General features: G+C 49.2%; 26 protein-coding genes. 20 read left to right on the forward strand and 6 right to left on the reverse strand.

The genetic code is table 11. The features are described 5' to 3' along the window. Positions 1–35: 35 nt before the first annotated feature. Entirely contained in the window at positions 36–671 is a 636-nt protein-coding gene (locus tag TSUB_RS00350) for a DUF2959 domain-containing protein (RefSeq protein ID WP_087023260.1), read from the reverse strand. A gap of 53 nt (positions 672–724) precedes the next feature. Between TSUB_RS00350 and TSUB_RS00355 the strand changes: the two genes are divergently transcribed. The 3 genes from TSUB_RS00355 to TSUB_RS00365 are packed head-to-tail and all read left to right on the forward strand — an operon-like array spanning position 725 to position 3028. Next, the gene (locus tag TSUB_RS00355) at positions 725–1654 is read left to right on the forward strand and encodes a virulence factor BrkB family protein (protein WP_246616381.1); all 930 of its coding nucleotides are present in this window, start codon (positions 725–727) and stop codon (positions 1652–1654) included. Then, positions 1626–2063 (forward strand): D-aminoacyl-tRNA deacylase, encoded by a 438-nt coding sequence (dtd, locus tag TSUB_RS00360; RefSeq protein ID WP_087023264.1) that lies wholly within the window; start codon positions 1626–1628, stop codon positions 2061–2063. The genes TSUB_RS00355 and dtd overlap by 29 nt, the downstream gene beginning before the upstream one ends. Before the next feature lie 41 nt (positions 2064–2104). After that, positions 2105–3028, forward strand: coding sequence for a bifunctional GNAT family N-acetyltransferase/hotdog fold thioesterase (locus tag TSUB_RS00365; RefSeq protein WP_087023266.1), 924 nt, complete (start codon positions 2105–2107; stop codon positions 3026–3028). Here TSUB_RS00365 and TSUB_RS00370 read toward each other — a convergent pair. From TSUB_RS00370 to hslR, 4 genes are all read right to left on the reverse strand, one after another. Beyond that, complete coding sequence (locus TSUB_RS00370; RefSeq protein ID WP_159064961.1) at positions 2980–4893, reverse strand: AsmA family protein; 1914 nt, start codon at positions 4891–4893, stop codon at positions 2980–2982. The genes TSUB_RS00365 and TSUB_RS00370 overlap by 49 nt on opposite strands. Before the next feature lie 174 nt (positions 4894–5067). Continuing rightward, positions 5068–6702 carry a phosphoenolpyruvate carboxykinase (ATP) gene (gene pckA, locus TSUB_RS00375; protein WP_414718350.1) on the reverse strand — a complete coding sequence of 545 codons (1635 nt, stop codon included), beginning with the start codon at positions 6700–6702 and terminating at the stop codon, positions 5068–5070. Positions 6703–7098: 396 nt separating this feature from the next. Further along, on the reverse strand, positions 7099–7977 hold the full coding sequence (hslO, locus tag TSUB_RS00380) for an Hsp33 family molecular chaperone HslO (protein WP_087023270.1): 879 nt from the start codon (positions 7975–7977) through the stop codon (positions 7099–7101). A gap of 16 nt (positions 7978–7993) precedes the next feature. Further along, positions 7994–8389, reverse strand: a complete 396-nt coding sequence (gene hslR / locus TSUB_RS00385; protein ID WP_087023272.1) for a ribosome-associated heat shock protein Hsp15 — start codon at positions 8387–8389, stop codon at positions 7994–7996. Between the two features lie 359 nt (positions 8390–8748). On the opposite strand from hslR, the gene gspC reads away from it, so the two are divergent. From gspC to cysQ, 14 genes are all read left to right on the forward strand, one after another. Beyond that, the gene (gene gspC, locus TSUB_RS00390) at positions 8749–9657 is read left to right on the forward strand and encodes a type II secretion system protein GspC (protein WP_087023274.1); all 909 of its coding nucleotides are present in this window, start codon (positions 8749–8751) and stop codon (positions 9655–9657) included. A gap of 36 nt (positions 9658–9693) precedes the next feature. Beyond that, positions 9694–11712 (forward strand): type II secretion system secretin GspD, encoded by a 2019-nt coding sequence (gspD, locus tag TSUB_RS00395; RefSeq protein ID WP_087023276.1) that lies wholly within the window; start codon positions 9694–9696, stop codon positions 11710–11712. Next, the gene (gspE, locus tag TSUB_RS00400; RefSeq protein WP_087023278.1) at positions 11712–13211 is read left to right on the forward strand and encodes a type II secretion system ATPase GspE; all 1500 of its coding nucleotides are present in this window, start codon (positions 11712–11714) and stop codon (positions 13209–13211) included. Before gspD ends, gspE begins: the two co-directional genes overlap by 1 nt. Continuing rightward, positions 13211–14437, forward strand: a complete 1227-nt coding sequence (gene gspF / locus TSUB_RS00405; protein ID WP_087023280.1) for a type II secretion system inner membrane protein GspF — start codon at positions 13211–13213, stop codon at positions 14435–14437. Before gspE ends, gspF begins: the two co-directional genes overlap by 1 nt. Before the next feature lie 31 nt (positions 14438–14468). After that, positions 14469–14906, forward strand: a complete 438-nt coding sequence (gspG, locus tag TSUB_RS00410) for a type II secretion system major pseudopilin GspG (RefSeq protein WP_087023487.1) — start codon at positions 14469–14471, stop codon at positions 14904–14906. Further along, entirely contained in the window at positions 14906–15484 is a 579-nt protein-coding gene (gspH, locus tag TSUB_RS00415; protein ID WP_087023281.1) for a type II secretion system minor pseudopilin GspH, read from the forward strand. The genes gspG and gspH overlap by 1 nt, the downstream gene beginning before the upstream one ends. Continuing rightward, complete coding sequence (gene gspI / locus TSUB_RS00420; protein WP_087023283.1) at positions 15474–15833, forward strand: type II secretion system minor pseudopilin GspI; 360 nt, start codon at positions 15474–15476, stop codon at positions 15831–15833. The genes gspH and gspI overlap by 11 nt, the downstream gene beginning before the upstream one ends. Then, positions 15834–16463, forward strand: coding sequence for a type II secretion system minor pseudopilin GspJ (gene gspJ / locus TSUB_RS00425; RefSeq protein ID WP_087023285.1), 630 nt, complete (start codon positions 15834–15836; stop codon positions 16461–16463). Then, a complete protein-coding gene (gspK, locus tag TSUB_RS00430) occupies positions 16460–17479 on the forward strand; it encodes a type II secretion system minor pseudopilin GspK (protein ID WP_087023287.1) in 1020 nt (339 codons plus the stop codon). The genes gspJ and gspK overlap by 4 nt, the downstream gene beginning before the upstream one ends. After that, a complete protein-coding gene (gspL, locus tag TSUB_RS00435) occupies positions 17439–18623 on the forward strand; it encodes a type II secretion system protein GspL (protein ID WP_087023289.1) in 1185 nt (394 codons plus the stop codon). Before gspK ends, gspL begins: the two co-directional genes overlap by 41 nt. Next, a complete protein-coding gene (locus TSUB_RS00440) occupies positions 18620–19093 on the forward strand; it encodes a type II secretion system protein M (protein WP_087023291.1) in 474 nt (157 codons plus the stop codon). Before gspL ends, TSUB_RS00440 begins: the two co-directional genes overlap by 4 nt. A 1-nt stretch (position 19094) precedes the next feature. Further along, entirely contained in the window at positions 19095–19853 is a 759-nt protein-coding gene (locus tag TSUB_RS00445) for a type II secretion system protein N (protein WP_087023293.1), read from the forward strand. Between the two features lie 224 nt (positions 19854–20077). Further along, entirely contained in the window at positions 20078–20635 is a 558-nt protein-coding gene (gene nudE / locus TSUB_RS00450) for an ADP compounds hydrolase NudE (protein ID WP_087023295.1), read from the forward strand. Then, positions 20632–21459 (forward strand): 3'(2'),5'-bisphosphate nucleotidase CysQ, encoded by an 828-nt coding sequence (gene cysQ, locus TSUB_RS00455; RefSeq protein ID WP_087023297.1) that lies wholly within the window; start codon positions 20632–20634, stop codon positions 21457–21459. The genes nudE and cysQ overlap by 4 nt, the downstream gene beginning before the upstream one ends. 344 nt (positions 21460–21803) lie before the next feature. Here cysQ and plsB read toward each other — a convergent pair whose 3' ends face one another. Further along, complete coding sequence (gene plsB, locus TSUB_RS00460) at positions 21804–24245, reverse strand: glycerol-3-phosphate 1-O-acyltransferase PlsB (protein WP_087023299.1); 2442 nt, start codon at positions 24243–24245, stop codon at positions 21804–21806. Between the two features lie 150 nt (positions 24246–24395). Between plsB and TSUB_RS00465 the strand changes: the two genes are divergently transcribed. From TSUB_RS00465 to TSUB_RS00475, 3 genes are all read left to right on the forward strand, one after another. Continuing rightward, positions 24396–24770 carry a diacylglycerol kinase gene (locus tag TSUB_RS00465; protein ID WP_202819766.1) on the forward strand — a complete coding sequence of 125 codons (375 nt, stop codon included), beginning with the start codon at positions 24396–24398 and terminating at the stop codon, positions 24768–24770. Between the two features lie 126 nt (positions 24771–24896). Beyond that, entirely contained in the window at positions 24897–25520 is a 624-nt protein-coding gene (gene lexA, locus TSUB_RS00470) for a transcriptional repressor LexA (RefSeq protein WP_087023301.1), read from the forward strand. 59 nt (positions 25521–25579) lie between these two features. Further along, entirely contained in the window at positions 25580–26455 is an 876-nt protein-coding gene (locus TSUB_RS00475; RefSeq protein WP_087023303.1) for a class I SAM-dependent methyltransferase, read from the forward strand. Positions 26456–26696 lie beyond the last annotated feature (241 nt).

A 26696-nucleotide genomic window follows, 5' to 3' on the forward strand; every position in this document is an offset into this window, starting at 1 on the left:
TTTATGTTGATTGCTGAACAAGGGGGGGCGTACTACTACTTAAGTCCAGCGATAAATCGGTTAGATTCATTGATGGCGATTTCCATCCGTTTAATCGCTAACTCGATGTCACGTTCAAGGGAAGAAAACTCCCTCTCCAATGCATCAATGGCTTGCGCGTTGAGGTTGTGCTTAAGATAAAGAGTATTGTCGAGCAGGGTAACGAGGATAGGCTGCATGGTCTGTTCAGCGCGGCGCATTGCCTCTAGCATGTAGCCGTAATTCTTCTCAGTTTGTTTGAGCTTTGCCTCACTGTCTCTGCGCAAAGCTGAGTCGCTGTATAGCGACAACTCTTCATACCATTCGTCAAACAAGGCTTCTGCTACGTGCTCGATCGCATCAATTCTTTCTGATACTTCATCCGCCGCATCGACACTGGCATCATATTCACGGCTGATACGTTGATACCAGCTTTGCAAGTCACTTGTTTGTTGGCCAGTCAGTTGTTGGAGCGCGTCGAGGGCACTTGTAAACTGCTGTTGCGCATCTTGTTGTGCTTCATTGGCAGACGCGACGCGGTCAACCATGATTTCGCGCTTGTGAACGCCGACTTTTTCCATGGCGGCATAGTAAGTAGAACTACAGCCAGTGAGAATACTCCAGACAACTAAAATGGAGACAACTAATCGCATCGTGACATCCAGCTTGTTAACATATCGTTGTCACTATAGATAGGGATATCGCTTTGAGCAATAAATTATATCTAGAAAGAATTATCGTTGTCGCGCGTGTGGCATTGGCATTCGCCCTTCATTTACTGCACCGTATTAAAGAGGACCGCCTCACTGTCACGGCGGGTTCATTGGCGTATGTCACTTTATTGTCATTGGTTCCTTTGCTGACCGTAGTGTTGACCACCTTGTCAGCGTCACCGGTGTTTGCCGCGTTTGGTGAGCTGATACAGAACTTTGTGATTGATAACTTCGTTCCGGCTGCTGGGCAGGTGGTCAGTGAGTATTTAGATTATTTTGTGTCGAATGCAGGACGTATGACCGCTGTTGGGGTGAGCGCGCTGTTTGTCGTTGCTATGATGCTGATTTTCAATATCGACAATGCGTTTAACTTTATTTTCCGTTCGACGAAAAAACGCCGTATCGCGGTATCCTTTTCTGTTTATTGGATGATCCTCACGCTCGGCCCTGTTTTAGTCGGCAGTAGCTTAGCGATTAGCTCTTACTTGGGCTCGTTGTCACTGTTGGGGAGTGAAATGGCCACGGATGCACTGCGGACAGGCTTGAGTTATCTCCCCGCATTAATGTCCCTACTGGCGTTCACGGGCCTCTATTTGGTGGTGCCGAATAGAAAAATCCAGATAAAGCATGCGGTCATTGGGGCGTTGATTGCTACACTGCTGTTTGAAGTGAGTAAAAAAGGCTTTGCTCTTTACCTCGCGCACTTCCCCTCTTATCAAGTGATCTATGGCGCTCTGGCGGCTATCCCGATTCTTTTTGTTTGGGTTTACCTGAGTTGGTGCATTGTGCTTATTGGTGCGGAAATCACGGCATCGTTGAGCGAAGCGTGGCGGCCGTTGCATCTCTGTGGACAAGCTGAGAAGATTGCCTCGGATAACTTAGAGGAAAAACAGAATGATAGCCTTGATTCAGCGGGTCAGTGAAGCCAGTGTAAACGTCGATGGAGAAACCATCGGAGCAATTGATAAGGGGTTATTGGTTCTGCTAGGCGTCGAGCAGGGCGATGATGAAGCAAAAGCGCGCCGCCTACGTGAGCGCGTGCTTGGATACCGTATTTTTGAAGATGATGCGGGAAAGATGAATTTAAATGTCCAGCAAGCTGGCGGCAGTGTGTTAGTGGTGTCGCAGTTTACGCTTGCTGCGGATACGAAAAAGGGTATGCGTCCTGGTTTTTCCGCGGGCGCTGAACCTTCTGAGGCGAACCGTCTCTATGAAGTTTTTAATGATGCATGCAGAGAGACAGGGATTCAGGTCGAGACGGGTCAATTTGGTGCTGACATGAAAGTGGCATTGGTTAATGATGGCCCAGTGACGTTCTGGCTACAGGTCTAATTACACCGTCGCAATGGCGGCATAAAACACTGAGGGATACGATGTTTCGATTAGTCACACCAAACTCTGAGATGGAGTTGGAGAAGTACTATCATTTTCGTTGGCAGATGTTACGTGAGCCATGGAATATGCCGCTAGGTTCGGAGCGTGATGCTTACGATGTTGCGAGTCATCACCGGATGATTGTTGACGGTAAAGGTGATGTGGTTGCCGTTGGACGTTTGTACTTGACCCCGGATAATGATGGTCAAATTCGCTATATGGCGGTGAGTCCCGATTATCGTGAGAAAGGAATGGGGACCTTAGTGCTGATGTCACTGGAGTCGTTAGCTTGCCAAGAAGGTGCAAAACGTCTCGTCTGTAATGCACGTGAAGATGCCATCCCATTTTACGTGCGGAACAAGTTCACCAGTCAAGGTGAGCTGAGTGATGAACGTGGCCCAGTTCGTCATCAGCAGATGCTGAAACGACTGGATGAGCATCATGAAGTCGCCCGCCACCCTGAATGGTGTGCTGAATTGCAGCAGCGTTGGAGTGAATCCATCCCGATCAGTGAAAAGATGGGGATGAAAATCAACCAATACACGGGTTACCGTTTTGAAGTTGGCGCGCTATTGAATGCGAATTTGAATCCGCAAGGGACCATGTTCGCGGGAAGCATCTTTAGTATGGCCACTCTCGCAGGCTGGGGCTTTATGTGGATGCTGATGAAAGAACGCGGACTGAGCGGGGAAATTATGCTGGTTGATAGCCATATTCGTTACCATCAGCCCGTTGCAGAGCGCCCGCGAGCCGTTGTAGGGCTTGATAATATGAGTGGTGACCTCGACCGCTTGGAACGCGGCCGAAAAGTGCGTGTCAGCTTAGATATCGCCGTTTACAGCGGTGATGAAGTGGTGACCCGTTTTACTGGTGACTATTTGATATTGCCGCTACAGTCTGAAGAGACCGACACGCCATCTTGAGGCCAAGTACGCGTCAGTGCTTGGCATCCTAATGTTGCTTTTAGGCTAAGCTGCTGTGCTTGGTCATTGGCAAGATCCCAGTTTCCTTCAAATGTGGCATCCAGGCTGCGGTTGCTAATGCGCCACGGGGCGAGCTGAATACGGCCACGATCACTGCTTAGACGCAATGGTGTTAAGGTGATCGCTTCAACTTGCTTCTTTTCCGTCGTATCGTGATTGTTTTGCCATTGTGAGAAGAGCTGTTGATTGTCGGCTTGGGTATCTCTGAACGTGGCTCGAACACTGGCATCAAGACTATGTTGCGCTAGCAGCTTTGAGTTAGCCAGCCCAGCGGCAACGAGACTAATATCGCTGCTACCTTGGATTGCCAGTGGGAGATCAAGCCACTGATGGGCAATGGTCAGCGGGATATTCTGTCCGAGCAGTGACACACTCCATGGTTGACCTTCCTGAAGCAAATCAATATCTGCATCTCCCTCTAAAATCCCACTGGTAAACGGCATCACGAGTTGGGTGAGTTGCCAATGGCCTGCTTGGCTCTGCATGGTCAACTTGGGGTATTGTGTAATTACATGATTGAGGTTAGCGCGTGCGGCACTGATTTCGAGATCGCCTTGCCACAAGCCAGACTTACCCTCATTTTTGAGTACGAGGTCTTGTCCACTCGCGTTAACCCCAAGAATTTGCACGGGCCATTCAGGGTTATTGGCCGTCACCATACTTTGTCCGACATGCAGTTGACCGACAGTGATGGTTTGGAACTTGCTCCACCAGGATTGAAGCGGCTGGTAGGGGGTCTCTGACATTATCCAGTCAATATTATTAAGGCGAAGCTCATCAACGAGCAACTCATTCGGTGTGAAAGCGCCTCGCATTAACGCGAAGCCTTCCATGGTGCGCGCGGTGGCGATATCTATCGTTGCTTGCTGCGGTTGATAACTGGCTTCAAGCAGAGGTGATTCGATTAACCATTGTTGATAGCGAATGCTATCGGCATTAAATGAGACTTTTGCGCGTTGTTGTTGATGCCAAGGCGCTGGCCATTGCCATTTCTGCAGTGACAGGTTGATGTTTTGGACAACGAGATCAGGCGTGTCGATATGGCTATGCACTATATCAACGCGGTTGATGCCAATCGGCCAGTCACGCAGCTCATCAACTGCTGATCGCAGTGTGTTTACCACCTCATCATTGCGCAGTTTTAGGTTAGACAGCGTCAGTTGATCAATGAAACCACCCTGCTGTTTATCTATGTCACCGCTTAAACTGACCTCGCCTTCTAACCATTGGCTGGTAAGGGCACGGATACGCCACAAGTTATCATTGAAGCTACCGCTGACAACCAATTGCTCACCTTGCCAGTGGCGCCATTGCCACTGAGGCGCGGTGAGTTGGAACGCCCCTTGAAACTGGTGCTGTCCAGTTTCAGCGTCAAAGTGCCAGTTATCGACCTCGACATTGGCATTGGTCAGGGTTAACGAAGGAAAGCCTAAACTGGTGTTCTTGAGCGCTAAGCGTTTTATTTGAATGGACGGCAGCTGCGTCAGCCATCCGGTACTCTGTTTCCCTTCAACTTTTAAACCGTCTAAGCGCCATTCCCTGTGCCACAGAGAAGCAGGATCTAGCCAGATTTTAACTTGGGGAATGTTATGTTGGGTTGTTTGGAGCTGAGTGAGGGTGATATGCCAAGGGCGACGAATATGATACTCGACCTGTTTTACTTTTACATCGGTGTATCCGAGACAAGCAAGCGCTTGATTGACCATTTGAGGAGCATATGCTGTGTGAAGGCCTGCCACTATGATGGCCATTGAGGTGAAAGTTAAGATTACTAGCGTCGCGACGACTTTCAACAACCACTTCATCAACTCTCCTTGTGGCAAACTCGCTTCTGAGTCCTGCCTATTGATATAAGGCATCGATTAGACTGAAGTAAAAATAGCGCTATATCAAGAGAATAGTCTATGAACTGTTGGATAGGCAGAAAAGAAAAACGGCGCGATGAGTGATCGCGCCGTGAGTAGACTCTCAGAATCGGATTAGTCTAGTTGAGGGCCAGCAGCGACAAGCGACTTGCCTTCTGCGTTATCCGTGTACTTCTCGAAGTTATTGATAAAGCGTTGCGCCAAGTCCTCTGCCTTGCTTTCCCACTGTAGTGGATCCACGTAGGTGTCACGCGGGTCAAGGATTTCAGGATCTACACCTGGCAACGATGTTGGCACTTGCAGATTGAAGATCGGGATGTCTTTCATTTCTGCTTCTTCGATAGAGCCATCGAGAATAGCATCAATGATGCCGCGCGTATCTTGGATAGAGATACGTTTGCCGCTACCGTTCCAGCCGGTATTGACCAGATAGGCTTCTGCACCCGCGGCTTCCATGCGTTTAACGAGCACTTCTGCATACTTGGTGGGGTGTAAGGTCAAGAACGCTGCGCCAAAACACGCCGAGAACGTTGGTGTTGGCTCAGTAATGCCACGTTCGGTACCGGCAAGTTTCGCGGTGAAGCCAGACAAGAAGTGATACTTGGTTTGCTCTGGTGTCAGTTTTGATACCGGAGGAAGTACGCCAAAGGCATCGGCTGATAAGAAGATGACTTTATTGGCATGACCGCCCTTGGAGACAGGTTTGACAATGTTATCGATGTGGTTGATCGGGTAAGACACACGGGTGTTTTCCGTTTTCGAACCGTCATCAAAGTCGATAGAGCCATCATTACGAACGGTCACATTCTCTAACAGCGCATCACGACGAATTGCATTGTAGATGTCTGGCTCAGCTTCTTTCGATAGCTTGATGGTCTTCGCATAACAGCCGCCTTCGAAGTTAAAGACACCATCGTCATCCCAGCCGTGCTCGTCATCACCAATAAGCGCACGTTTTGGATCTGTGGAGAGGGTTGTCTTCCCGGTACCAGATAGACCGAAGAAGATCGCAACATCACCGTCTTTGCCCATGTTGGCCGAACAGTGCATTGAAGCTATGTCTTTCAGCGGCAAGAAGTAGTTCATCATCGCGAACATCCCTTTCTTCATCTCGCCACCGTACCAAGTACCACCAATCAACTGCATACGTTCGGTGAGGTTAAATACGGTGAAGTTTTCAGAATTCAGGCCATGCTCTTCCCATTTCTGGTTGGTGCAACGAGCGCCATTCATGACAACAAAATCAGGCTCGAAGGTTTTGAGTTCGTCTTCTGTTGGACGAAGGAACATGTTCTTCACGAAGTGAGCTTGCCATGCCACTTCGGTAATAATGCGAATGCTTAAGCGCGTGTCTGGATTGGCACCACAGTATCCATCAATCACGAATAAACGCTTGCCAGACAGCTGGCCTGTGACTAATGCTTTCAGGTCATCCCAAACATCTTGTTTTATCGGTTTGTTATCATTTTTAACAGCGTCTGAGGTCCACCACATGTGTTCCTCGGTTGTTGCGTCTTTGACAATGTATTTGTCCTTCGGCGAACGTCCTGTAAAGATGCCTGTGTCGACAGCCACCGCACCAAGCTCGGTGATGACACCGCGCTCGTAACCTTCTAGGTCACTGCGAGTCTCTTCTTCAAACAGCATGTCGTAGGATGGGTTTCTTACGATTTCAACAGTATTTTCAATACCATAGCGAGATAAGTCCAGCGCATTTGCAACCTTGTTGTCGACGTTTGTAATTGTCATAGGTGCTCCTTAGGGTAACTTGGGTAAGATGTTGTAAGAATCATTATCTGGTATCCATGCTAGCAACCAAAATCTGGAATTTCAGGGAGGCCAGTCAAAAAATAACCACAAATTTGTTAAGGGAAAGTAATATTTTATCGTTGTTTTTCCCTTGTTTAGTTTACAATTGTCATAAAGGGATACGCCAGCGTATTTGATTAATATTTATTCAAAAATAAGTCTGGTAAATCAGTGGCTTTGGTGGGGTAAAAATGTGCCTCAGCGCAAATTTATAATGAATTCACGGGCTGAATGTGGCGGAAAGTTTTGAGGTTTTTTATTATCGCAAAATAAAAAACCGACCTTTTGGTCGGTTTTTTAGTATTCCATTAGGGAATGTTATATGTATGGTCTTGCTTAGTGTGCTTGATTGCCTGATGTCTGGCTAATTGGACTTTCGAATAAAGCGGCAACATCAATCCTATCAAATTTGTAACTTGTACCGCAGTAATCACAATGAAGGGCAATTTCACCTTCTTCCGCCAAAATCTGATCGACTTCTGCACGATCAATGGAACGAATCGCCGATGCGCTGCGCTCACGCGAGCAACTGCAATTAAAGGCGACAGGTTGAGGTTCAAAGAGCTGAACACTCTCTTGGTGATAGAGGCGATAAAGCACATCTTCCGCGTCTAGGCCAAACAGCTCATCGTTTTTGACGGTTTCTGTCAGTTGTAGCAAGTGGTCAAAGTCCTCTTCGCTACCTTTATCGTCGGGCAGTACTTGCAGCAACATGCCTGCCGCATTCGCTTGGCCGTCGTGTTGGCCGGTACGTAAGATAAGGCGAGTGCGAAGTTGCTCAGAGTTTGCGAAGTAGTTTTCCAATACCTCTGAAAGGGTTTCCCCTTCAAGGCCAACCACGCCTTGGTAACGTTCACCTTTTACTGGATCGATGGTAATGACTAAGTGGCCTTTACCCATCAGGGACTGAATCGTGCCGTCTTTAACATCGCCTTCAAAGCGCGCTACACCGCGCATTTGTTGGTTATGGTTGCCATTGATAACCGCTAAACGTACTGGGCCATCCCCTTGCAATTGTACTGTGATAGAACCTTCAAATTTTAGCGTTGCTGTGAGCAGGCTAGTAGCGACCAGCAATTCACCAAGCAGTTTTTGAATGGCTTCAGGGTAGTCGTTTGAGCTGAGGATTTCTTGGTAAGGTTTATCCAGTTGTACCAGCTCTCCACGCACGGAAATATCGTTAAACAGGTAACGATGCAGGCTGTTTTTTGCCATGGGGTGTCTCCAGCTTTTAGTTACTGCTTTTAAAGCGAATAATGTCTCGACGCTGCTTCTTGTCCGGGCGGCTTGCCGGGCTCGGACTGCCAAGAGCGTTCATCTTGCGCAGTTGCGCATTTTTTTCGCGCTGCGCAATGCTATCAGGGGTTTCTGAGTATAACGTTTGGGCTTCCGGTGCGCCGCGTCGGGTATCAGAGAGTTTTTCGACGATGACCGACTTTTCGTCATTACCTTGACGGAGTTTGATCACAGCGCCTAATTCTACCATTTTACTTGGCTTGGCGCGTTGGTTATTGTAGTGCACTTTCCCGCCGTCGATCATGGTGCGGGCAATGGAACGTGTTTTATAAAAACGTGCAGCCCAGAGCCATTTATCAAGACGAACTTGCAAGGTATTGCTGTCTTTCAACGGGGTAATCCTCAGTTTCAGAGAGTTTTGATTGCAGTTTCGGTACTAATGGCGACTAAGATCACATAATTAGTCTAGCCAAAGACCAAATTTTTCTGTCTATTGATGGTCTGAAATTGTGCCCCTAATAGGCTTTTTCAATGGTTCTGTGATAAAAAAATGATGAAAAAGCGTAACGCATTGAAGTAACATCAAAGTTTTTCCGTGATCGGCTAGACTATTGACGCATTTATCGTCATATCAGTCCCACAAACGTCATCGTAACGCGTTATCCTAGAGGGTCGAAGTGCAATCCAGTGATCATTGATGCACACTGCACTATGCCCTCGAATTACATGTAAATACGAATTGAGACCCATATGTTGGCAACACAATGGCGCGCTGCGCTTCAAAATCCGTCACAACTCCCTTTTGCGGCGATCGCTCGGCTGTTGACTTGGCTGGTGGTCGTCATGTTGGCTTGGTTGCTGGGCCGACTCGTGTGGCAAGTGATACAGCCCGTAGAACCGATCGCAAAATGGTCACCGACCGCGGTCGCGACAGCCTCTAATACCTCGGGGCCGCGATATAATCTTCGACAGCTACAACAGATGGAGTTGTTCGGGAAATATGAAGCACAAGCGAAACCCGAGCCAGTGAAACAAGAAGTGGTGCAAAATGCACCGGAGACGCGACTGAATTTGAACCTCGTTGGGGTTGTCGCCAGTACAAACCCAACGACTAGTCTTGCCATTATTGCCAACCGCAACCAACAGAACACCTATAAAATTGATGACCCGATTGAAGGTACGCGTGCGACGTTAGTGGCGGTGTTTGCTGATCGTGTCATTATTCGCAACAGCGGTCGCGACGAAACCTTGATGCTTGACGGTAACAAGTTTACTTCGCAAAGTGCGGCACCATCGCGACCAGTTCAACGCGCGGCCACTGCACCTGCCAATGACGTCGATCAACTTGGTGAAAAACTGGGCGCGATTAAAGCGGAGATCATGGCAAATCCGCAAAATATGTTTAATTACATTCGTCTGTCACAAGTGAAGAAAGAGGGTGCTTTACTCGGCTATCGAGTGAACCCGGGTAAAGAGCGAACCCTGTTTGATGCGGTAGGACTGATGCCAAATGATTTGGCGGTGACTCTGAATGGCAGTGACCTTACCGATCCTTCTACCATGGCAACCCTGTTCCAAGAATTGCAGCAAGCGACGAGCTTGTCGTTGAGCGTGGAGCGTGATGGACAACTTCATGATATTTACATCGACTTGCAGTAAAGCAAGCGATAACCGATGCGTAAGCAGGAGATTCGAGTGAAAAAATGGAAGAGCACAGCTGCTCTGCTGATTGCGGGACTGATGATGAGTTCTGCATGGGCTCAAGATGAGTTTAGTGCCAGCTTCAAAGGGACTGATATTCAGGAGTTCATCGCCACAATCGGTCACAACCTACAAAAAACAATCATTGTTGATCCCGCGGTACGTGGCCGCGTGGATGTGCGCAGTTACGATACGCTAACCAAAGACCAGTACTACGATTTTTTCCTCAACGTTCTTGAAGTCTATGGTTTTGCTGTTGTTGAGATGAACAACGGCGTGCTCAAAGTTATTCGTGATAAAGATGCGAAAACATCGGGGATTCCCGTGTTGGGGGAAGGTGATAGCGCGCCAACCGATGCGGTGATCACCCGTGTTATTCCAGTGCGCAATGTCTCGGTACGTGAACTGTCACCGCTACTTCGCCAGCTCAATGATAATGCAGGTGCAGGTAACGTTGTGCACTATGAGCCATCTAACGTCATTATGATCACAGGTCGCGCCCAGGTTGTGGATCGCCTTGCTGACATTATTGAACGTGTCGACCAAGCCGGTGACCATGAAGTAGAAGTGGTTGAGCTAAGAAATGCCTCTGCGGCTGAAATGGTGCGGATTGTCGAAGCGCTGAATAAGTCAGGCAACAAAGGTGAACCTGACTTCCTACAACCTAAGCTTGTCGCCGATGAGCGTACTAACAGTATTCTGCTGTCTGGTGAGCCAAGTGTCCGTAAACGTCTTCGTGGTTTAATTGAGCAGCTCGATAAAGAGATGCAGACCACGGGGAATAACCGCGTGGTGTATTTGAAGTATGCCAATGCAGAAGAGTTGGTGAGCGTACTGCAAGGGGTCTCTGATAACCTTCAAGCAGAAAAAACCGCCGGAAATGCAGCGCCAACAACCAGTAATGGTCAAGTACTTATCTCTGCTCATACTGATACCAATGCCCTTATTTTGACCGCGCCGCCAGATATCATGCGTTCTCTTGAATCAATCATTGCGCAATTGGATATTCGCCGCGCACAGGTCCTGATTGAAGCCATGATTGTTGAAATCGCCGAAGGTGATGGAGTGAATCTTGGTGTTCAGGTGGGCTCAACCGATGGCGGCGGAGTAATGCAGTTTGGCAACTCTTCTGTACCTGTGTCTCAGTACATGATTGGTTTAGAGGAAGCAAGAGATACGACTAGAACGGAAACGCGTTACAACTCGACCACAAATGAATATTACGATGTTACGATTAACGAACCCGGTGATTTTACTACTCTCGCTTCAGCGCTCGCCGGTGCGAATGGTGCGTTCCTAGGGTTAGTTGCCGGAGACTGGACGGTATTGGTGAACGCCGTATCGACCAATCGTAATTCTAACATTCTGTCATCACCGAGTATTACCGTGCTTGATAATGGTGAAGCGTCATTCATCGTCGGTGAAGAAGTGCCTGTCGTGACCGGCTCGACCGCCAGCTCAAGCAATTCAAACCCTTTCCAGACCGTTGAGCGTAAGGAAGTGGGTATCAAGCTTAACGTGGTACCACAAATTAACGAGGGTAACTCGGTTAAGCTCGATATCGAGCAAGAAGTATCGAATGTCTTGGGTGCCAATGGTGCGGTGGACGTCCGTTTTGCTAAGCGTCAGCTCAGTACGCAAGTCTTAGTGGAAGATGGTCAACTGATTGCTCTGGGCGGCTTGATCAATGAAGAGACCAACGAGAGTGAATCCAAGATTCCGCTACTTGGTGATATCCCAGTCTTAGGGCATCTGTTTAAATCGACCAATACGACGAAATCGAAGACCAACCTTGTAGTGTTCATCAAGCCAACCATTATTCGTGATGGTATTTCTGCGGATGGTATTACGCAACGTAAATACAACTATATCCGTGCTGAGCAGCTTTATAAGCAAGAGCAAGGACTACGCTTAATGCCGAACACGGATACACCAGTGCTACCTGAGTATGGTCAAGACATTGACCTACCGCCGGAAGTGAAGGCATTTATGTCGCAGTTGAAGGATCAATAATGAGTGACATCTCCGCATTTGCTGATGAGCGCGTCGTCAGATTGCCGTTTTCCTTTGCAAAGCGGCATCGCGTGGTGCTTGAGCAAGATGAGAAAGGCTGGCAGCTTCTTTATGTAGAGACGCCGCCACCGGCGGTGTTAGCTGAGGTGCGTCGTTTCTTGACGACGACCTTTGTGCCGCATCAACTTGATGAAGAGACTTTCGATAGTCGCCTCACTGACGCGTACCAGCGCGACTCGTCTGAGGCTCGCCAGTTAATGGAAGACATTGGCTCTGACAGTGATGATTTCTTTGCGCTGGCAGAAGAGCTGCCAGAGAGTGAAGACTTACTAGAATCAGAAGATGACGCACCGATCATCAAATTGATTAACGCCATGCTGGCGGAAGCGATCAAAGAAGGTGCGTCGGATATCCATATCGAGACATTCGAAAAAGTCCTGTCTATCCGCTTCCGCATCGATGGTGTGTTACGTGAGGTGTTGTCACCAAGCCGTAAACTTGCACCGTTATTGGTGTCACGTATTAAAGTCATGGCTAAGTTGGATATCGCTGAAAAACGTGTACCGCAAGATGGCCGTATTTCATTGCGTATCGGTGGTCGTGCGGTGGATGTGCGTGTTTCTACGATGCCATCGTCACACGGTGAGCGTGTGGTGTTGCGTCTACTTGATAAGAATGCAACGCGCCTGGATCTGCTCAGCCTCGGTATGACACCAAAAATTCACCAAGATTTTGAGCATATTATTCAGCGTCCTCACGGAATTATCTTGGTGACAGGTCCCACGGGCTCGGGTAAATCGACCACCTTGTATGCGGGCTTGCAAGAGCTTAATAGCGCAGAACGCAATATCTTAACGGTTGAAGACCCGATTGAATTTGATATTGATGGCATTGGTCAAACACAGGTGAATACCAAGGTGGATATGACCTTTGCGCGGGGGCTGCGAGCGATTCTACGTCAAGACCCTGATGTGGTGATGGTGGGTGAGATTCGTGATTTAGAAACGGCGCAAATTGCCGTGCAAGCGTCTCTAACGGGTCACTTGGTGATGTCGACCTTGCACACCAACACGGCGATCGGTGCGATTACCCGTTTGCGTGATATGGGTATTGAACCGTTTATGGTCTCTTCATCTTTGCTCGGCGTCTTAGCTCAGCGATTAATCCGCACCTTGTGTAAAGATTGTCGTGAACCCTATGAAGCCGACGCGACGCAAAAAGCCATGTTTGGACTGGCGCCACATGAGCCATTGACACTGTATCAAGCGAAAGGCTGTGAATGCTGTAATGGTAAGGGCTACCGTGGCCGTACTGGTATTCACGAGCTATTGCTTATTGATAATCAAGTTCAAGAGCTTATCCACAATGATGCGGGTGAGTTGGAGATTGAGCGCGCGATTCGAGCTCATACACCAAGCATCCGTGATGATGGCCTGAAAAAAGTGCGTGAAGGCATTACCACCCTAGAAGAAGTGATGCGAGCGACCAGGGAGGGCTAATGGCGGCGTTTGAATATAAAGCTCTGGATGGTAAAGGGCGCAACAAGAAAGGCGTGATTGAAGCGGATAATGCTCGTCAAGCACGCCAGCAGTTGCGCGAACAAGGCCTTGTGCCTGTTGATGTGCAACAAGGTCGCGAAAAAGCGATTGCACAGCAGTCAAGCAAATCGGCGGTACGATTCCAGCGTGGTATCAGTACCAATGAGTTGTCTTTGGTGACGCGTCAGCTGGCAACGCTAGTTCAAGCGGGTATGCCACTTGAAGAGTGCTTAAAAGCCGTCGCAGAGCAGAGTGAGAAGATCCGTATTCGCAATATGATCTTGAGTATCCGTTCACGCGTCGTTGAAGGATATACCCTTGCGGATAGCCTGCGCGACTATCCCGGCTCTTTTGATGAGCTGTACTGCGCTATGGTGGCTGCCGGTGAGAAATCCGGTCATCTTGATTCCATTCTTAATCGTCTTGCTGACTACGTAGAGAACCGTCAAAAGAACCGCAGTAAAGTGGTTCAGGCCATGGTTTATCCCGTGGTGCTAGTGGTTGTTGCGATTGCGATTGTCTCTATTCTCTTAGCGTTTGTTGTTCCTCCCATCATTGAGCAGTTTTTGCAGTCTGGTCAGGCGTTGCCGCCTTTGACTGAGCTGCTATTGGCGATGAGTGAGTTTGTTCAAAACTGGGGTGCCATCCTGCTAGTCGTGGGCTTAGTGGCATTCATGCTGTTTCGCTTCTGGCTGCGTGTGCCGAAAAATCGCTTGCGTTGGGACAAAACGACCTTGTCGGTACCTGTACTCGGTAAAGTGACTCGAGGCTTAAACACCTCTCGTTTTGCGCGAACTCTGGCTATCTGTGCCTCCAGCGCCATTCCATTGTTGGATGGTATGAAAGTCGCCAGTGACGTGATGACAAATCGCTACGTAAAACAGAAGATTGAGGAAGCGGCGGATAAGGTGCGAGAGGGCTCAAGTCTTCGACTTGCACTGGACCAGTCCAAGCTGTTTCCGCCTATGATGCTGCACATGATCGCCAGTGGTGAACGAAGCGGTGAACTTGAATCGATGTTAGTGCGTGCGGCGGACAATCAGGATCAGCAGTTTGACGCTACCGTGAATATGGCGATTGGTATCTTGACGCCAGCAATGATTATCTTGATGGCTGGCATGGTGTCATTCATTGTCTTCGCAACACTGATGCCGATTATTGAAATGAATAATATGGTTGGTTTTTAATCCCTCTGGGATGTTTATTTTGGAGAAAAACATGCAACGTCGAAAGCAACGCGGCTTCACACTCTTAGAAGTGATGGTCGTCATTGTCATCTTAGGAGTGCTAGCCAGTATGGTTGTTCCTAACCTGCTGGGTAACAAAGAGAAAGCCGACCAACAGAAAGTGGTCACAGATATCAGTGCACTTGAAGGTGCGTTGGATATGTATCGTCTTGATAACAGCGTGTACCCATCAACGGACCAAGGTCTGGATGCATTGGTTTCTAAACCGAGTTCTAGCCCTGAGCCGCGTAACTACCGCGAAGGTGGCTACATTCGCCGTTTGCCGAAAGACCCTTGGGGCAACGACTACCAGTACGTATACCCGGGTGAGCATGGTGCGGTTGATATCTTTAGCCTAGGCGCGGATGGCCAAGAGGGCGGTGAAGGCATCAATACTGACATCGGCAACTGGAATATGTTGGACTTCTAATGCGATCGCGTTCGGCGGGGTTTACCCTGATTGAAGTGATGCTCGTGGTTATCTTGATGGCCAGCATCGCCATGGCGGCGGTAGTGATGATCCCGCAGAGTCAGGAAGACAACGTCGAAGAAGAAGCGCGACGTATGTATCAGTTAACCCGCTTACTCGGTGAGCAGGCGGTGTTAACGGGTACCGATTTTGGTATTTGGGTGGGACGCGAAGGGTATGAGTTTCGCCGTTTGACACGAGATGGCTGGGAAAACATTGAAGATTCAGCCTATTTTTCTCGGGTTGAGTTTGAAGACCAAGACTTGAAACTGGGTGTGGATATGCTCGGTTTTTCTTGGGAGCAGCGTGGCACACTTTTTAAGCCGGGCTCGCTCTTTGATGAAGATATGTTCCGCGATGAAGAAGAGGAACGAAAAAACGACCCGCAAATTGTTGTCATGGCGAGTGGGGAGCTCACCCCGTTTGAAATTACGTTAGAGTGGTCGAACACCGAGCCACCATGGCGTTTGTTGGGTAATGAAGTAGGACGCTTGCAGTTGTTGGCACCGGGAGAGGAGCCTGAAGAAGATGCGCCGTAGCCGGGGAATGACACTGCTGGAAGTGATGCTATCGCTGGTTGTTTTTGCAACGGCCGCACTGGGTGTGCAGTTTGCTGTTGGCCAGCACTTAAACAGCATGAGCCATATTGAACAAAAGATGTTTGCGACCATGGTCGCGGATAACCAGATGGCACTGGTAAAAATTGATGGACGTGCGCCAAGCTCGACCCGACAAGGGAAGACAGAGTTGGCGGGCGTAGAATGGTATTGGCGAGTACAGAGCGTCGATACCGCTGAAGGGCTGCTAAAAGCCGTGGATGTCACTGTCTATACCGATTCACAGCGTAAGAACAGTGTCCATTCTGTACGAACCTATCTGGGAGGCTAAATGAAGCGTCAGATAGGTTTTACCTTGATCGAAGTCTTGGTCGCCATTGCCGTGATGGCGATGTTGAGCTTAATGGTCTTTCAAACGCTCAGTGGTGTGCAGAAGAGTAATCAGATTTCGCAAGAGCGTGGTGAGCGTCTTGAAGAGATGCAACGCGCACTGGTGATGATGGATAACGACTTTCGGCAAATCGTGGCGCGAAAAGTGCGCATGCCGGGTGATGAAAAACCGAGTAATGAATTAATACTGGCCGGTGAATACCTTATCGACTCGAGCAGTAACGGCATTATGTTTACCCGTGGTGGCTGGCAAAACCCCAATGCGATGTTTTCTCGCGGTGAAGTCGTTCGGGTTGGATACCGCATTATTGAGGACACACTGGAGCGCGTTTATTTTCGCTACCCGGATAGTGTGGTCGGTGAAGAGCCCTTGGTGACGCCGCTACTTCAACAGGTCACGGAAGTGAAATTCGCATTTTATCAGGGCGATGACTGGTCGGCGAACCTAAGCGAGGGGGGGAGCTTACCTGAAGGGGTGCGTGTCACCTTGACCCTTGAAGACTACGGTGAGATTGAACGTATTTACGTATTACCGAAGTCGGTGGTGCAGACTGAGGAGCCAACCACATGATGAAGCGCCAAAAAGGGGTCGCATTGATCTTGGTGTTGAGCGTTTTGGCTTTAATGACCACCATTGCTTTATCGATGACACAGCGATTACGACTCACGTTTTTCCGCGCTGAGAATCAGGTGTTTAGCCAACAAAGCTATTGGTATGCATTAAGCATTGAAGAGCTCGCGAGAGTCGCGATTGAACAGAGTATTGATGACGATGATGTGGTTAATTTGAGTCAAGCCTGGGCAACGCCAGATCAGAAGTACCCACTTGATAACGGCATGGCGACGGGACAAATTTACGACTATCAGGCCTGTTTCAACCTCAATGCACTCGCGAATGTGCAGCCTCCGAATGATGGGAATCAACGCCCTCCTGAAGTACGCAGTTTGCAGGTACTGTTGGAAGAGGCAGGGGTAGAAAGCTACGAAGCTGAAGTGATTGCTGATTCGAGTTGGGAGTTTGTCAATGGTGACTCCGCAACACAATCCGCGTTCGGAGCGGGTGACAGTACCTATGAAGGTATGCAACCCCCTTACTTGCCGCCTAACGGATGGATGGCAGATAAAACGGAGTTTCGCGCGGTGTCAGGTGTCACTGCTGAAATTTATAACAAAGTCAGTACATTGCTATGCGCCGTGCCAAGCGATGAACTCAAAATTAATGTCAACACTTTGCACGTGACTCAAGCGCCAATTCTGGTGGGGTTACTGCAGCCAGATCTCTCTTTAGATAATGCAACTCGGCTTATCGAGGGTCGCCCTTATGATGGCTGGCAAAGTGTTGAGGATGTGCTTTCACAGAGTGAATTGGGAAGTTTGAGTGAGCAAACCCGCGAGCGAGCGACAGGTTTACTTGCTGTTACGAGCCAGTTTTTTCAGTTGGACGCTGAAGTGGAAGTCGAACGAAATCGACTTCGTATAGCAGCGCTGTTACAACGAGACAGTGCTGATAAAGTCGCGGTAGTACGCCGCCGATTTGGAGGATTTAGTGAGCGAATTTCTGACGATAAGACTGAGCAATCGCAGTGATGCTGCGGTGCCATGGCTTGTCTGGTCGCCACAGCAGAAGGAAGTGATCGCATCTGGCACTTTGGGCTCTATTACTCAGCTCGACGAGCTGAAAGAGTATGCCCCACAGCGCCAGATCATCGTTCTCGTTGATGCTGCGGCAATGGTGTTAACCTCGGTAACGTTACCGCCGGGAAGCGGACGTCAAATTGGTCAAGTGTTGCCGTTTTTGCTTGAAGAAGAGTTAGCACAAGATATTGATAGCCTACATATCCAATTGTTGGCGAAGCGTGGTGATCAAGGCGATGTGGCTATCGTTGAGCATACATTGATGGCATCGTGGATTGCAGCGCTGCAAGACGCGGGGTTAACCGCGAAAAAGTTTGTGCCTGATTGTCTCTGCTTGCCCAAAAGAGAAGAGGCTTTTAGTGCCGCTGAGCTAGATGGGCAGTGGTTAGTTCGTACTGAGGAACACCATGGTGCGGCGCTAGATAGCGAGTGGTTACCTTTGTGGCTTCATGAAGACAATGTGGTTGCCCACTTCACGCCTAAGCCTGCGAATGCGGTGGGTGAATGGAAGGCTGAGACACCAGAACTTGTCATGCAGTTACTGACACTGGGGGCGATCGATAGCGGGGTGAACCTGCTGAGCGGTGCGTACCGTCAAACGCCAAGTTGGAAGAAGCACCTCAAGCCTTGGCGAAAAGTGGCGGTGGTCGTCGGGCTTTGGCTTGCAGTGGTTGCGGGTGACTTTGGTCTTAGCATCTATCGCAGTGAACAGTTGGCGTCACAATATCAAGCGGAAAGTGAGCGCATCTTCCGCAGTCTATTCCCTTCAGTAAACCGCATTCCGACTCAATCTTGGATGCGCCGTCAGATGGAGAGTGAGCTGTCTCGTCTCACGGGTGAAGACAGTGGTGAAGGCATTCTACCTTGGTTGGCGGAGCTGGAACCTAGCTTTAAGAAAGTGCCACAATTTTCTTTGACCTCGTTGCGTTTTGACCACAATCGCAGTGAACTGCGTCTGCAAGGTGAGGCAAATGATTTTGCGCCATTTGAACAGATGCGCGTCTTGCTCTCTGAGCAATATGAAGTAGAGCAAGGCCAGTTGAATCGTCGCGACGAGAAAGTGCAAGGGATGCTGACCCTGCGGAGGAAATCATGAAGCAGTGGTGGAGCAGTATTAGTGAGCGCGAACAGCGATTAGTGCTAGGTATGGGCTTGGTGTTGGTTGTCGGTATTCTCTATTGGGGGATCTGGCAACCGGTTACTGAACGTGCGACGAGTGCTGAAAATAACGTGTCTAGCCAACGCAATCAGCTGACCTGGGTGCAAGAGAAGGCTAACCAAATTATCGCTAATCGAGGACAAGGTGGTGCGTCCACATTCAGTGACAAGGGCTTGAGCCAAGTTGTGAATGAAACGGCGCGACGCTACAAGGTGAGTGTGATTCGAATGCAGCCGCGTAATGAAGAGTTACAAGTCTGGATTCAACCTTTGGCCTACAACGACCTGCTTAACTGGTTAGCACATCTCCGTGAAGTGCATGGCATTGATGCACAGTTCTTGGATATCAACCGTGGTGAACGCAATGGGTTGATAGAAGTAAACCGTCTTCAGTTGGGGCGCAATTAAGGTGAAATTTAAACTCTTTACCACATTTAGCTTTGTCATCGTTTTGCTAGTGAGTGCGGTTGTACACATGCCTGTGTCTTGGGTAATGCAGCAAGTGCCTCCAGTGCGTGGTCTTGAGATCGAAGGGCTACAAGGCACCTTGTTTGAAGGGCGTGCGAGTAACATCCGCTGGCAACGACAGAATTTGGGCCAAGTGAATTGGCAGTTGGCACCAGCAAAATTACTGACTGGAAAAGCAGAGTTCAATGTGCGCTTTGGCCGTGGCAGTGATCTTAACGTGACTGGCCGTGGTGTTGTGGGCTATGGCTTGTCTGGTGCTTATGCTGAGAATGTGTTTGCTTCTATGCCTATTGCCAAGTTAATGGATTACTCCCCAATGCCTTTGCCAGTGACTTTGGAAGGTAACTTGGAGTTATCAGTGCCGTCTTATGTTTGGGCAATGCCTTACTGTCAGGAACTTGATGGTCGTTTGACATGGCAATCTGGGGCAATTGGGACGCCGCTGGGTGATATTCCACCGGGCTTGGCGATGGCAACACTCGATTGTCAAAGCGGCTCGGTGAAAGCGCAAGCAAACCAAGAGTCAGACGCTATCGCTAGTGACTGGGCGGTGACATTAAAGCCTGACCAGCGTTATGAACTTGAAGGCGGATTTACGCCGGGCGCAGAGTTTCCAGAGACCTTACGCGGTCAGTTAGGTTTTGTCGGGCGGCCTGACAGTAATGGTCGTTACCCCATCAAGTTTACCGGTCGTTTATAACACGCAGTCTGGGAAAGCTTTGAAAACCCCCCGCTTACTGAGCGGGGGGTTTTGTTTGTGCGCCAAATATCTCACCGTGCACGGTTTCGCCAATCAGGGGAACGGATGATGGGTTTGGTGAATGTTTCGAAGTCTCACATCTTTGATCATTTTTGTAAAAATAGCTTTATTTCAACGCTGACATGCCCTTAAATGTTGGCATAGGCAAAGCGACAGGAAGTGGCATGGCAGATAAAAAACCCCGTATCGTTTCAAAGCAAGTCGTCGCGCAGTCGCGACTATTTAAAATCGAAGCATTAGACCTCCAGTTTTCTAACGGTGTCGAGCGCACCTATGAGCGGATGAAGCCTTCGGGCCGCAATGCCGTGATGATTGTTCCGGTGACAACGGATGGAGATCTGTTGCTGATTCGAGAATATGCCGCGGGGACGGAAAACTATGAACTGGGTTTTCCGAAAGGCCTGATCGACCCGGGTGAGACGGTAGCAGAAGCCGCCAATCGTGAACTCAAGGAAGAGATCGGCTTTGGTGCCAATGTGCTGACCCCGCTGAAAGAAGTGGTGTTAGCGCCTTCCTATTTCTCCAGTACGATGACAATTTTGCTCGCGGAAGACCTTTATCCAGAAAAACTGGAAGGGGATGAGCCTGAGCCGCTACAGTTAGTGAAGTGGCCGCTTGCCCAAGCCGACGAGTTGATAAGTCATGCTGACTTTGCTGAAGCCCGCAGTATCGTAGGCCTGGTGCTAGCACAACGTTTTTTCTCTCAGAAGGAGGCAGAATGAGTTTGAAGCAACATTTACCTTCTGTTGTCGAGATTGCTCGAGAAGCCGGAAAACTGATTCTCGACATCTATGAGCAAGGGGATTATGTCGCAGAAACGAAGACTGACGACACCCCTGTGACAAGTGCTGACATTGCGGCACATAAACATATTACCGCGCGTCTTAGCGCATTGACTCCCGATATTCCAGTGCTGTCTGAAGAGGCCGCGGGGATTCCGCTACATGAGCGATCTCAGTGGCAAACGTATTGGCTGGTGGACCCGCTGGATGGAACCCAAGAGTTTATTGCGGGCAGTGGTGATTTTGCCACGATCATTGCTTTGATTGATAACAATCGTCCCGTGATGGGGGTTGTCTATGGGCCGGTTTCCGATGTGGTCTATTACGCATTTGAAGGCGATGGTGCGTTTAAGATAACGCCGGATGAGGGCACTATTCCTATTTCTACTCATCGTCACCGTCAAGACACGCGCAATATTGCCGTTGCGATCAGTCGTCGCCAAAACATTAACGCCATTACCGATCGGCTTGATCCCGCGTGGAACTACCATCTCGTCCCATTGGGCTCAGCAGCATTAAAATCATGTCTCGTTGCAGAAGGGGCTGTCGATTGTTATCTGCGCCTAGGCCCGACAGGGGAATGGGATACAGCAGCTACACAGTGCATTGTTGAAGAAGCTGGGGGGCGCATTTTAAACACGCACCTAAACCCGCTTTCTTACAATGAACGTGAGACTCTTGAGAATCCTAACTTCATTACACTCGGAGACGAAACGTTGCCTTGGGGAGCGATTCTGACGCCGGATGACCGTTTGCTGGATTAACAGCGCTTTCTCTATGCTTGATAAACGCACCTCAGGGTGCGTTTTTTTATGGCTGTACAGCACTTAGGGCTTTAGTGTACCCATGTATCAACTACTCTAAAAGGTGCACGCTTCAAAAGTCGGACTTATTAACTGTTTGATTTTTATGGTTAATTTTATGTTGTGCAGCTTCTGGAGTTGGTGGGCTGCCGTAGACCAAAAGCTCCTCAGCCTGCCTCGTACAGCGTATTGCGCTTTTGGTACACCATAAGTCAAAAGCTGTGCGGTGTTGATTTCATGCTGGTCACGCCATATAAAAAAAGCGCGCCAAGAGGCACGCTTTATAGGGTTGAAAGCAGAGGAGGCTACTGCTCCTCTTTTTGGCTCAGCTCTCTATTCATCACCGCTTGGATAGTCAGTTTTACTTCCGGCGAGACCAGTGCGCCTAGCAGTGTGGCGAGGTTCGCTACAGGCTTCGCCAATGCTTGGCCTTCGTCATTGAGATAGCCCTGTTGACGCAGTGTGCGGACTAAAATAGCGAACACCCCTTTGTCGAAGAACTCTGGGGCGTTGATGCCATGCAGTCGACTGAGTCGTTGAGCGAGCACTTGGCTTTGTTGTTCAAGATCACTGCGCTGCATCTCAGGCTCGACATTGAGAAGTGTTACGGTAATTGCGTAACGCTGCAATGTCTCGCTGATCGTGCGTGCAAGGAGCTGTAATGGGCCAATACGGCTTTGATTGAGGCTGACATGCATACCATCTATCTCAATCAAGCGTTGGCGATGAAGCTCTTTAAGCGTCGTTTCGACGAGCGGGCTGATCGCATCTGTTTCAAACCGTAAGAACAGTTCCGCTTTTAGGAAGGGGTAGAGGAGTTCGACCTGCTCTTGGAGCTCGTCTGTGGTCAAGCTGTGGTGCTGAACAATGACATGCGCGATTAATGATGGGATCGCAAACAAATGGATAATGTTGTTGCGATAATAGGTCATCAAAATCGACTGTTCACGATCAAGCGAGATGATGTCGCCGAGATTATCTCGATCAACGACAAACTTATCCATCTCTTCGGCATGCGCAACCAGCTTACTTGCAGGCTCTTCGGGGACGGTAACTTCGCTCGAATAAGGGGCATGTTTCAGAAGTTGTAAGTAGCATTCTACTTGTTCTTCCAAAGACTCACGGCTTAAGGCACGTTGGCGTGATGACAGCAACGCCATTGCGCAGAGTGTCATGGCGTTGGTGGCGGCAGCGTCATTGATGTTTGTCATCATTTTCACCGCTAGCTTGTTCACCACGGGTGACATCCATTGAGGCTTGGCAGGCTCAATCGGATTGATATCCTCACGCCATGCTGGGACTTCCTCATTGAGGAATTGGTTAACGGAAATAGGCTCACCAAAGTTAACGTAACCTTCGCCAAGGTTGCGTAGCTTGCGAATCATGCGCAGTACTTGGCCAAAATTCTCTTTTTCTTTGCGCTTTCCGCGCAACTCTTTGGCATAGGTACCGACTTCCATGACATGCTCATACCCAATGTATACGGGTACTAAGGTCACTGGGCGTTTCAAACCGCGCAGCATGGCCTGAATCGTCATGGAGAGCATACCGGTTTTTGCGGGTAGCAAACGTCCTGTGCGTGAGCGGCCACCTTCACTGAAGTACTCAACGGAGTACCCTTTCGCAAACAGCTCGGCGAGATACTCGCGAAACACGGTGGAATAGAGCTTATTGCCCTTAAAGCTGCGACGAATGAAGAATGCACCGCCGCGACGGAAAATCGGCCCAGCAGGGAAAAAGTTTAGGTTAATACCCGCGGCGATATGCGGAGGGACTAATCCTTGCTTGTAAAGCACGTAGGAAAGCAACAAATAGTCCATATGGCTGCGGTGACAGGGCACGTAAACAATCTCTTGGCCATCTTGAGCCAGTTTACGAACACGCTCGGCATTTTGCACATTGATGCCTTGATAGAGGCGATTCCACAACCAACCCAGAACCCGCTCACCGTGCTTCACCAAGGAGTATGAGAAATCGGCGGCGATCTCTTCCATCATATCGACCGCTTCTTTGCGGACCTTATCTTCACTGACATTGCGGCTAGCCGCTTCGTCTTGGATGACTTTTTCAATCGCTTTGGATTGCAGTAAACGCTTAAACAGTGCTTGGCGGTCTGGCAATTTAGGGCCAGAAGCGGCGAGCTGTTGGCGAGAGAAATGAATCTTAGCAACGCGGGCAAGTTTATGAGCAATCGACTCATCGGTACCGTGGTTATCAGCCATGTAGCGTAATGATACGGGTGTACTCACACGCACCAAGGTATCGCGACCTTGAGTCAGAATGTTGTACGCCTTCTCAGGACCGTTTAAGGGTCGCAATTGTGGGCTTTGGTCTTGCTCTCGGCCGGGTTTGCGTCCCCAAAGAACAGAGGCAGGCACCAGCTGCACATCCAACTCTGAGTCTGAACGGTGCTGTTCTAACAAGGTTTGGAAGCGCTGCAGAGATGCCGCAGGTAAGGCGTTATCATCGCCAAAAATGCTCGGCCCTTTCGCCACAAAGACATACCGGTGCACTTGGGTGCCATGTAGGTCGAGTGGCTCAAGTGGATCGGGTAATCCTAGCGATTGACAGCCAGTACGTAATGTCAGTAAGTCGGTAGATGACTGAAACGGTAGGACGTACACGATCGGTTTGGTGAGATCGAGTCCTAAGTCATTCACTGGGTCGGTAGGGACCGCATTGGGTTTAACCAACAGTGACAATGGGAGTTTCAGTAAAGCGTGATAAAGGGATAGCCCGCGTGACATGGATTGACGTGCCTCAGTTGCTCTATGCGCGGCAAGGATAGCAGAAAAATAAGTCGAGTTTGCAGTCAAATGGCAATAAATCGCAGGGATAGTCATATGAACTAGATTTAGTTAAACAATTATTGAGCCTTATCAAACTCGCGAGAAGATATGATGATCAAGAAAGAGACAGGAATAAAACGTGTTGTAAATGCTACTCGATATTCCCTGCAAGGGTTGCTCAGTGCATGGCAATTTGAAGCCGCTTTTCGTCAAGAGTGTGCCCTCGCATTAGTCCTGATTCCAGTGGCGTTTTATTTAGACGTTGAACCTTGGCAGCGGGTAGCAATGGTCAGCGTGTTGGTGATCGTGATGGTCGTCGAGTTGCTCAATACGGCAGTGGAAGCGGTGGTGGATAGGGTGGGGTATGAACACCATGAGTTGGCAGGCCGCGCAAAAGATACAGGCTCGGCCGCGGTCATGGTCTCGTTGGCTTTAGCGGCGTATGTGTGGGCTGAAGCGCTTTGGAGCTTGTGGCGCGGTTAGCGGCCATGAGTTGGATTTGATAGGCATGTCCGCGGTCTTTTTTGCATTGATGGCGAATTAATCACTTTGCAATTGCCAATACACTGGATATACTCACAGCTAACTGTATAAAAAAACAGGTGAGTTATGAAGCCGTTGACGCCGCGACAACAAGAAGTTTTTGATCTAATCAAAGAACACATTGACTCTTCAGGGATGCCACCAACGCGCGCAGAGATCGCGCGTCAGTTAGGTTTCCGCTCAGCAAATGCTGCTGAAGAACATTTAAAGGCCCTCGCAAAAAAAGGGGCGATTGAAATTATTCCGGGAGCGTCTCGTGGTATTCGATTACTACTAGAAGCTGATAACGATGATGATGCAGAAGGCCTGCCTCTGATCGGCCGCGTGGCCGCAGGTGAGCCGATTTTGGCGCAAGAACATGTCGAGAGCCATTACCAAGTGGATCCGAGCCTGTTCAAGCCCTCTGCCGATTTCCTATTACGTGTTAATGGGATGAGTATGAAAGACATTGGTATTTTAGATGGCGATCTGCTTGCCGTGCATAAAACACAAGATGTCCGAAATGGTCAGGTGGTGGTTGCGCGTGTTGAAGACGACGTGACGGTTAAGCGCCTTGAACACAAAGGCGCGCAGGTTTTATTGCATGCCGAAAACGATGAGTTTGCGCCTATCGTGGTTGATCTGGAGCACCAGCAGTTCAACATTGAAGGGATTGCAGTAGGGGTTATTCGCAATACTGACTGGATGTAATGCGATAAGCTATTGCATTGCTAAATGATAGTCATTATCATCTTCATTGGAGGATGTTAATGAAACGTGAAATCAAGGCAGTAGCGACCCAATCCCCACCGCGGTGTGGTGAACAGAATCAAGGTCGTCCCGTCGAAGGCCGGGACGCTCGGAGTTCGCGTTATAAAATTCCTGCCAAATTGATCGCACCGCTTTGGCTACGTAGCCGAGAAAGCCTGGTAGATAATGCCGTTATTTACGATCCTATGGCGGCCTCTGCTTGCCGTCGTTGTGAGCTTGCCAGTGAATGTTTAGATGGCAACGTTAATGGACGCCAACTGCTCCATGCTACCTTGACCAAGTTGACCGATCAGCGCGTCGCTCAATTTCTGACCGAGCACCCCAAAGGTTGGGTCATTAATATTGGCGCAGGTCTGGATACCCGCTTTTATCGCCTTGATAACGGTCTGTGTCGCTGGTTAGAGCTAGAGAACAGTGAAACTCTGGTATGGCGTCAGCGCCTTTTCCATCGTAATGAGCGCTACTATACACAACCTATCGATATTAGCTCCCCAGATTGGCCATCTACCATTTCTGTGCCAAATGATGCCCCAGTTCTCGTCTTGATTGATCAAGCGCTATTGCAGATGGATAAACTTCAAATTGCGGCTCTGATGGCCCAACTTGGTCGTCATTTTGATCATGGTGAAGCGGCGTTGGTGGTAGCTGGTGATTGGTGCCATACCCGATTAGGAAAAACACTGGGCTGCGAAAGTTACCAACATGGCTTTAATAAGCCCGGTCAACAGTTATTGCAGATGCTGCCTTGGGCGTCTTTGGTTGATGTGGCATCGCCATTGTCAGTGGATTGCAGCCGTTGGCAGCCTTGGCGTCGTTGGCTTGCAATGCGCTGTAAACACCGAATTACCCCCGTGATGGTGCATCTGCGCTGGTAAGTGTTGCTCATCACCGTCTCTTGAGGTATCCAAGGCTAATCACTGCATTTTTCAGAGTGATATGGCTTGAATGGGTCAGTTTCTCGTTACTTTTGCCTTTTTTGCACTCAGTTGGCGATTATGCCAAGTGACCCTTCGTCATCTCTCCCACATCGATAGAAGTTAAGTCTCTTTTTCTCCTGCCTAGATGGCTATCAAAGGATGTGCAAATAGATTTCCATTTCTCATTATTCTCTTTTGG

Source organism: Thaumasiovibrio subtropicus (genome assembly GCF_019703835.1).
Lineage (GTDB): Bacteria > Pseudomonadota > Gammaproteobacteria > Enterobacterales > Vibrionaceae > Thaumasiovibrio > Thaumasiovibrio subtropicus.

Coding starts and splice junctions, on each gene's coding strand:
- TSUB_RS00350 (WP_087023260.1), bottom strand. CDS start 671: ATGCGATTAGTTGTCTCCATTTTAGTTGTCTGGAGTATTCTCACTGGC.
- dtd (WP_087023264.1), top strand. CDS start 1,626: ATGATAGCCTTGATTCAGCGGGTCAGTGAAGCCAGTGTAAACGTCGAT.
- TSUB_RS00365 (WP_087023266.1), top strand. CDS start 2,105: ATGTTTCGATTAGTCACACCAAACTCTGAGATGGAGTTGGAGAAGTAC.
- TSUB_RS00370 (WP_159064961.1), bottom strand. CDS start 4,893: ATGAAGTGGTTGTTGAAAGTCGTCGCGACGCTAGTAATCTTAACTTTC.
- pckA (WP_414718350.1), bottom strand. CDS start 6,702: ATGACAATTACAAACGTCGACAACAAGGTTGCAAATGCGCTGGACTTA.
- hslO (WP_087023270.1), bottom strand. CDS start 7,977: ATGGCAAAAAACAGCCTGCATCGTTACCTGTTTAACGATATTTCCGTG.
- gspC (WP_087023274.1), top strand. CDS start 8,749: ATGTTGGCAACACAATGGCGCGCTGCGCTTCAAAATCCGTCACAACTC.
- gspE (WP_087023278.1), top strand. CDS start 11,712: ATGAGTGACATCTCCGCATTTGCTGATGAGCGCGTCGTCAGATTGCCG.
- gspF (WP_087023280.1), top strand. CDS start 13,211: ATGGCGGCGTTTGAATATAAAGCTCTGGATGGTAAAGGGCGCAACAAG.
- gspG (WP_087023487.1), top strand. CDS start 14,469: ATGCAACGTCGAAAGCAACGCGGCTTCACACTCTTAGAAGTGATGGTC.
- gspH (WP_087023281.1), top strand. CDS start 14,906: ATGCGATCGCGTTCGGCGGGGTTTACCCTGATTGAAGTGATGCTCGTG.
- gspI (WP_087023283.1), top strand. CDS start 15,474: ATGCGCCGTAGCCGGGGAATGACACTGCTGGAAGTGATGCTATCGCTG.
- gspJ (WP_087023285.1), top strand. CDS start 15,834: ATGAAGCGTCAGATAGGTTTTACCTTGATCGAAGTCTTGGTCGCCATT.
- gspK (WP_087023287.1), top strand. CDS start 16,460: ATGATGAAGCGCCAAAAAGGGGTCGCATTGATCTTGGTGTTGAGCGTT.
- TSUB_RS00440 (WP_087023291.1), top strand. CDS start 18,620: ATGAAGCAGTGGTGGAGCAGTATTAGTGAGCGCGAACAGCGATTAGTG.
- nudE (WP_087023295.1), top strand. CDS start 20,078: ATGGCAGATAAAAAACCCCGTATCGTTTCAAAGCAAGTCGTCGCGCAG.
- cysQ (WP_087023297.1), top strand. CDS start 20,632: ATGAGTTTGAAGCAACATTTACCTTCTGTTGTCGAGATTGCTCGAGAA.
- plsB (WP_087023299.1), bottom strand. CDS start 24,245: ATGTCACGCGGGCTATCCCTTTATCACGCTTTACTGAAACTCCCATTG.
- TSUB_RS00465 (WP_202819766.1), top strand. CDS start 24,396: ATGATGATCAAGAAAGAGACAGGAATAAAACGTGTTGTAAATGCTACT.
- lexA (WP_087023301.1), top strand. CDS start 24,897: ATGAAGCCGTTGACGCCGCGACAACAAGAAGTTTTTGATCTAATCAAA.
- TSUB_RS00475 (WP_087023303.1), top strand. CDS start 25,580: ATGAAACGTGAAATCAAGGCAGTAGCGACCCAATCCCCACCGCGGTGT.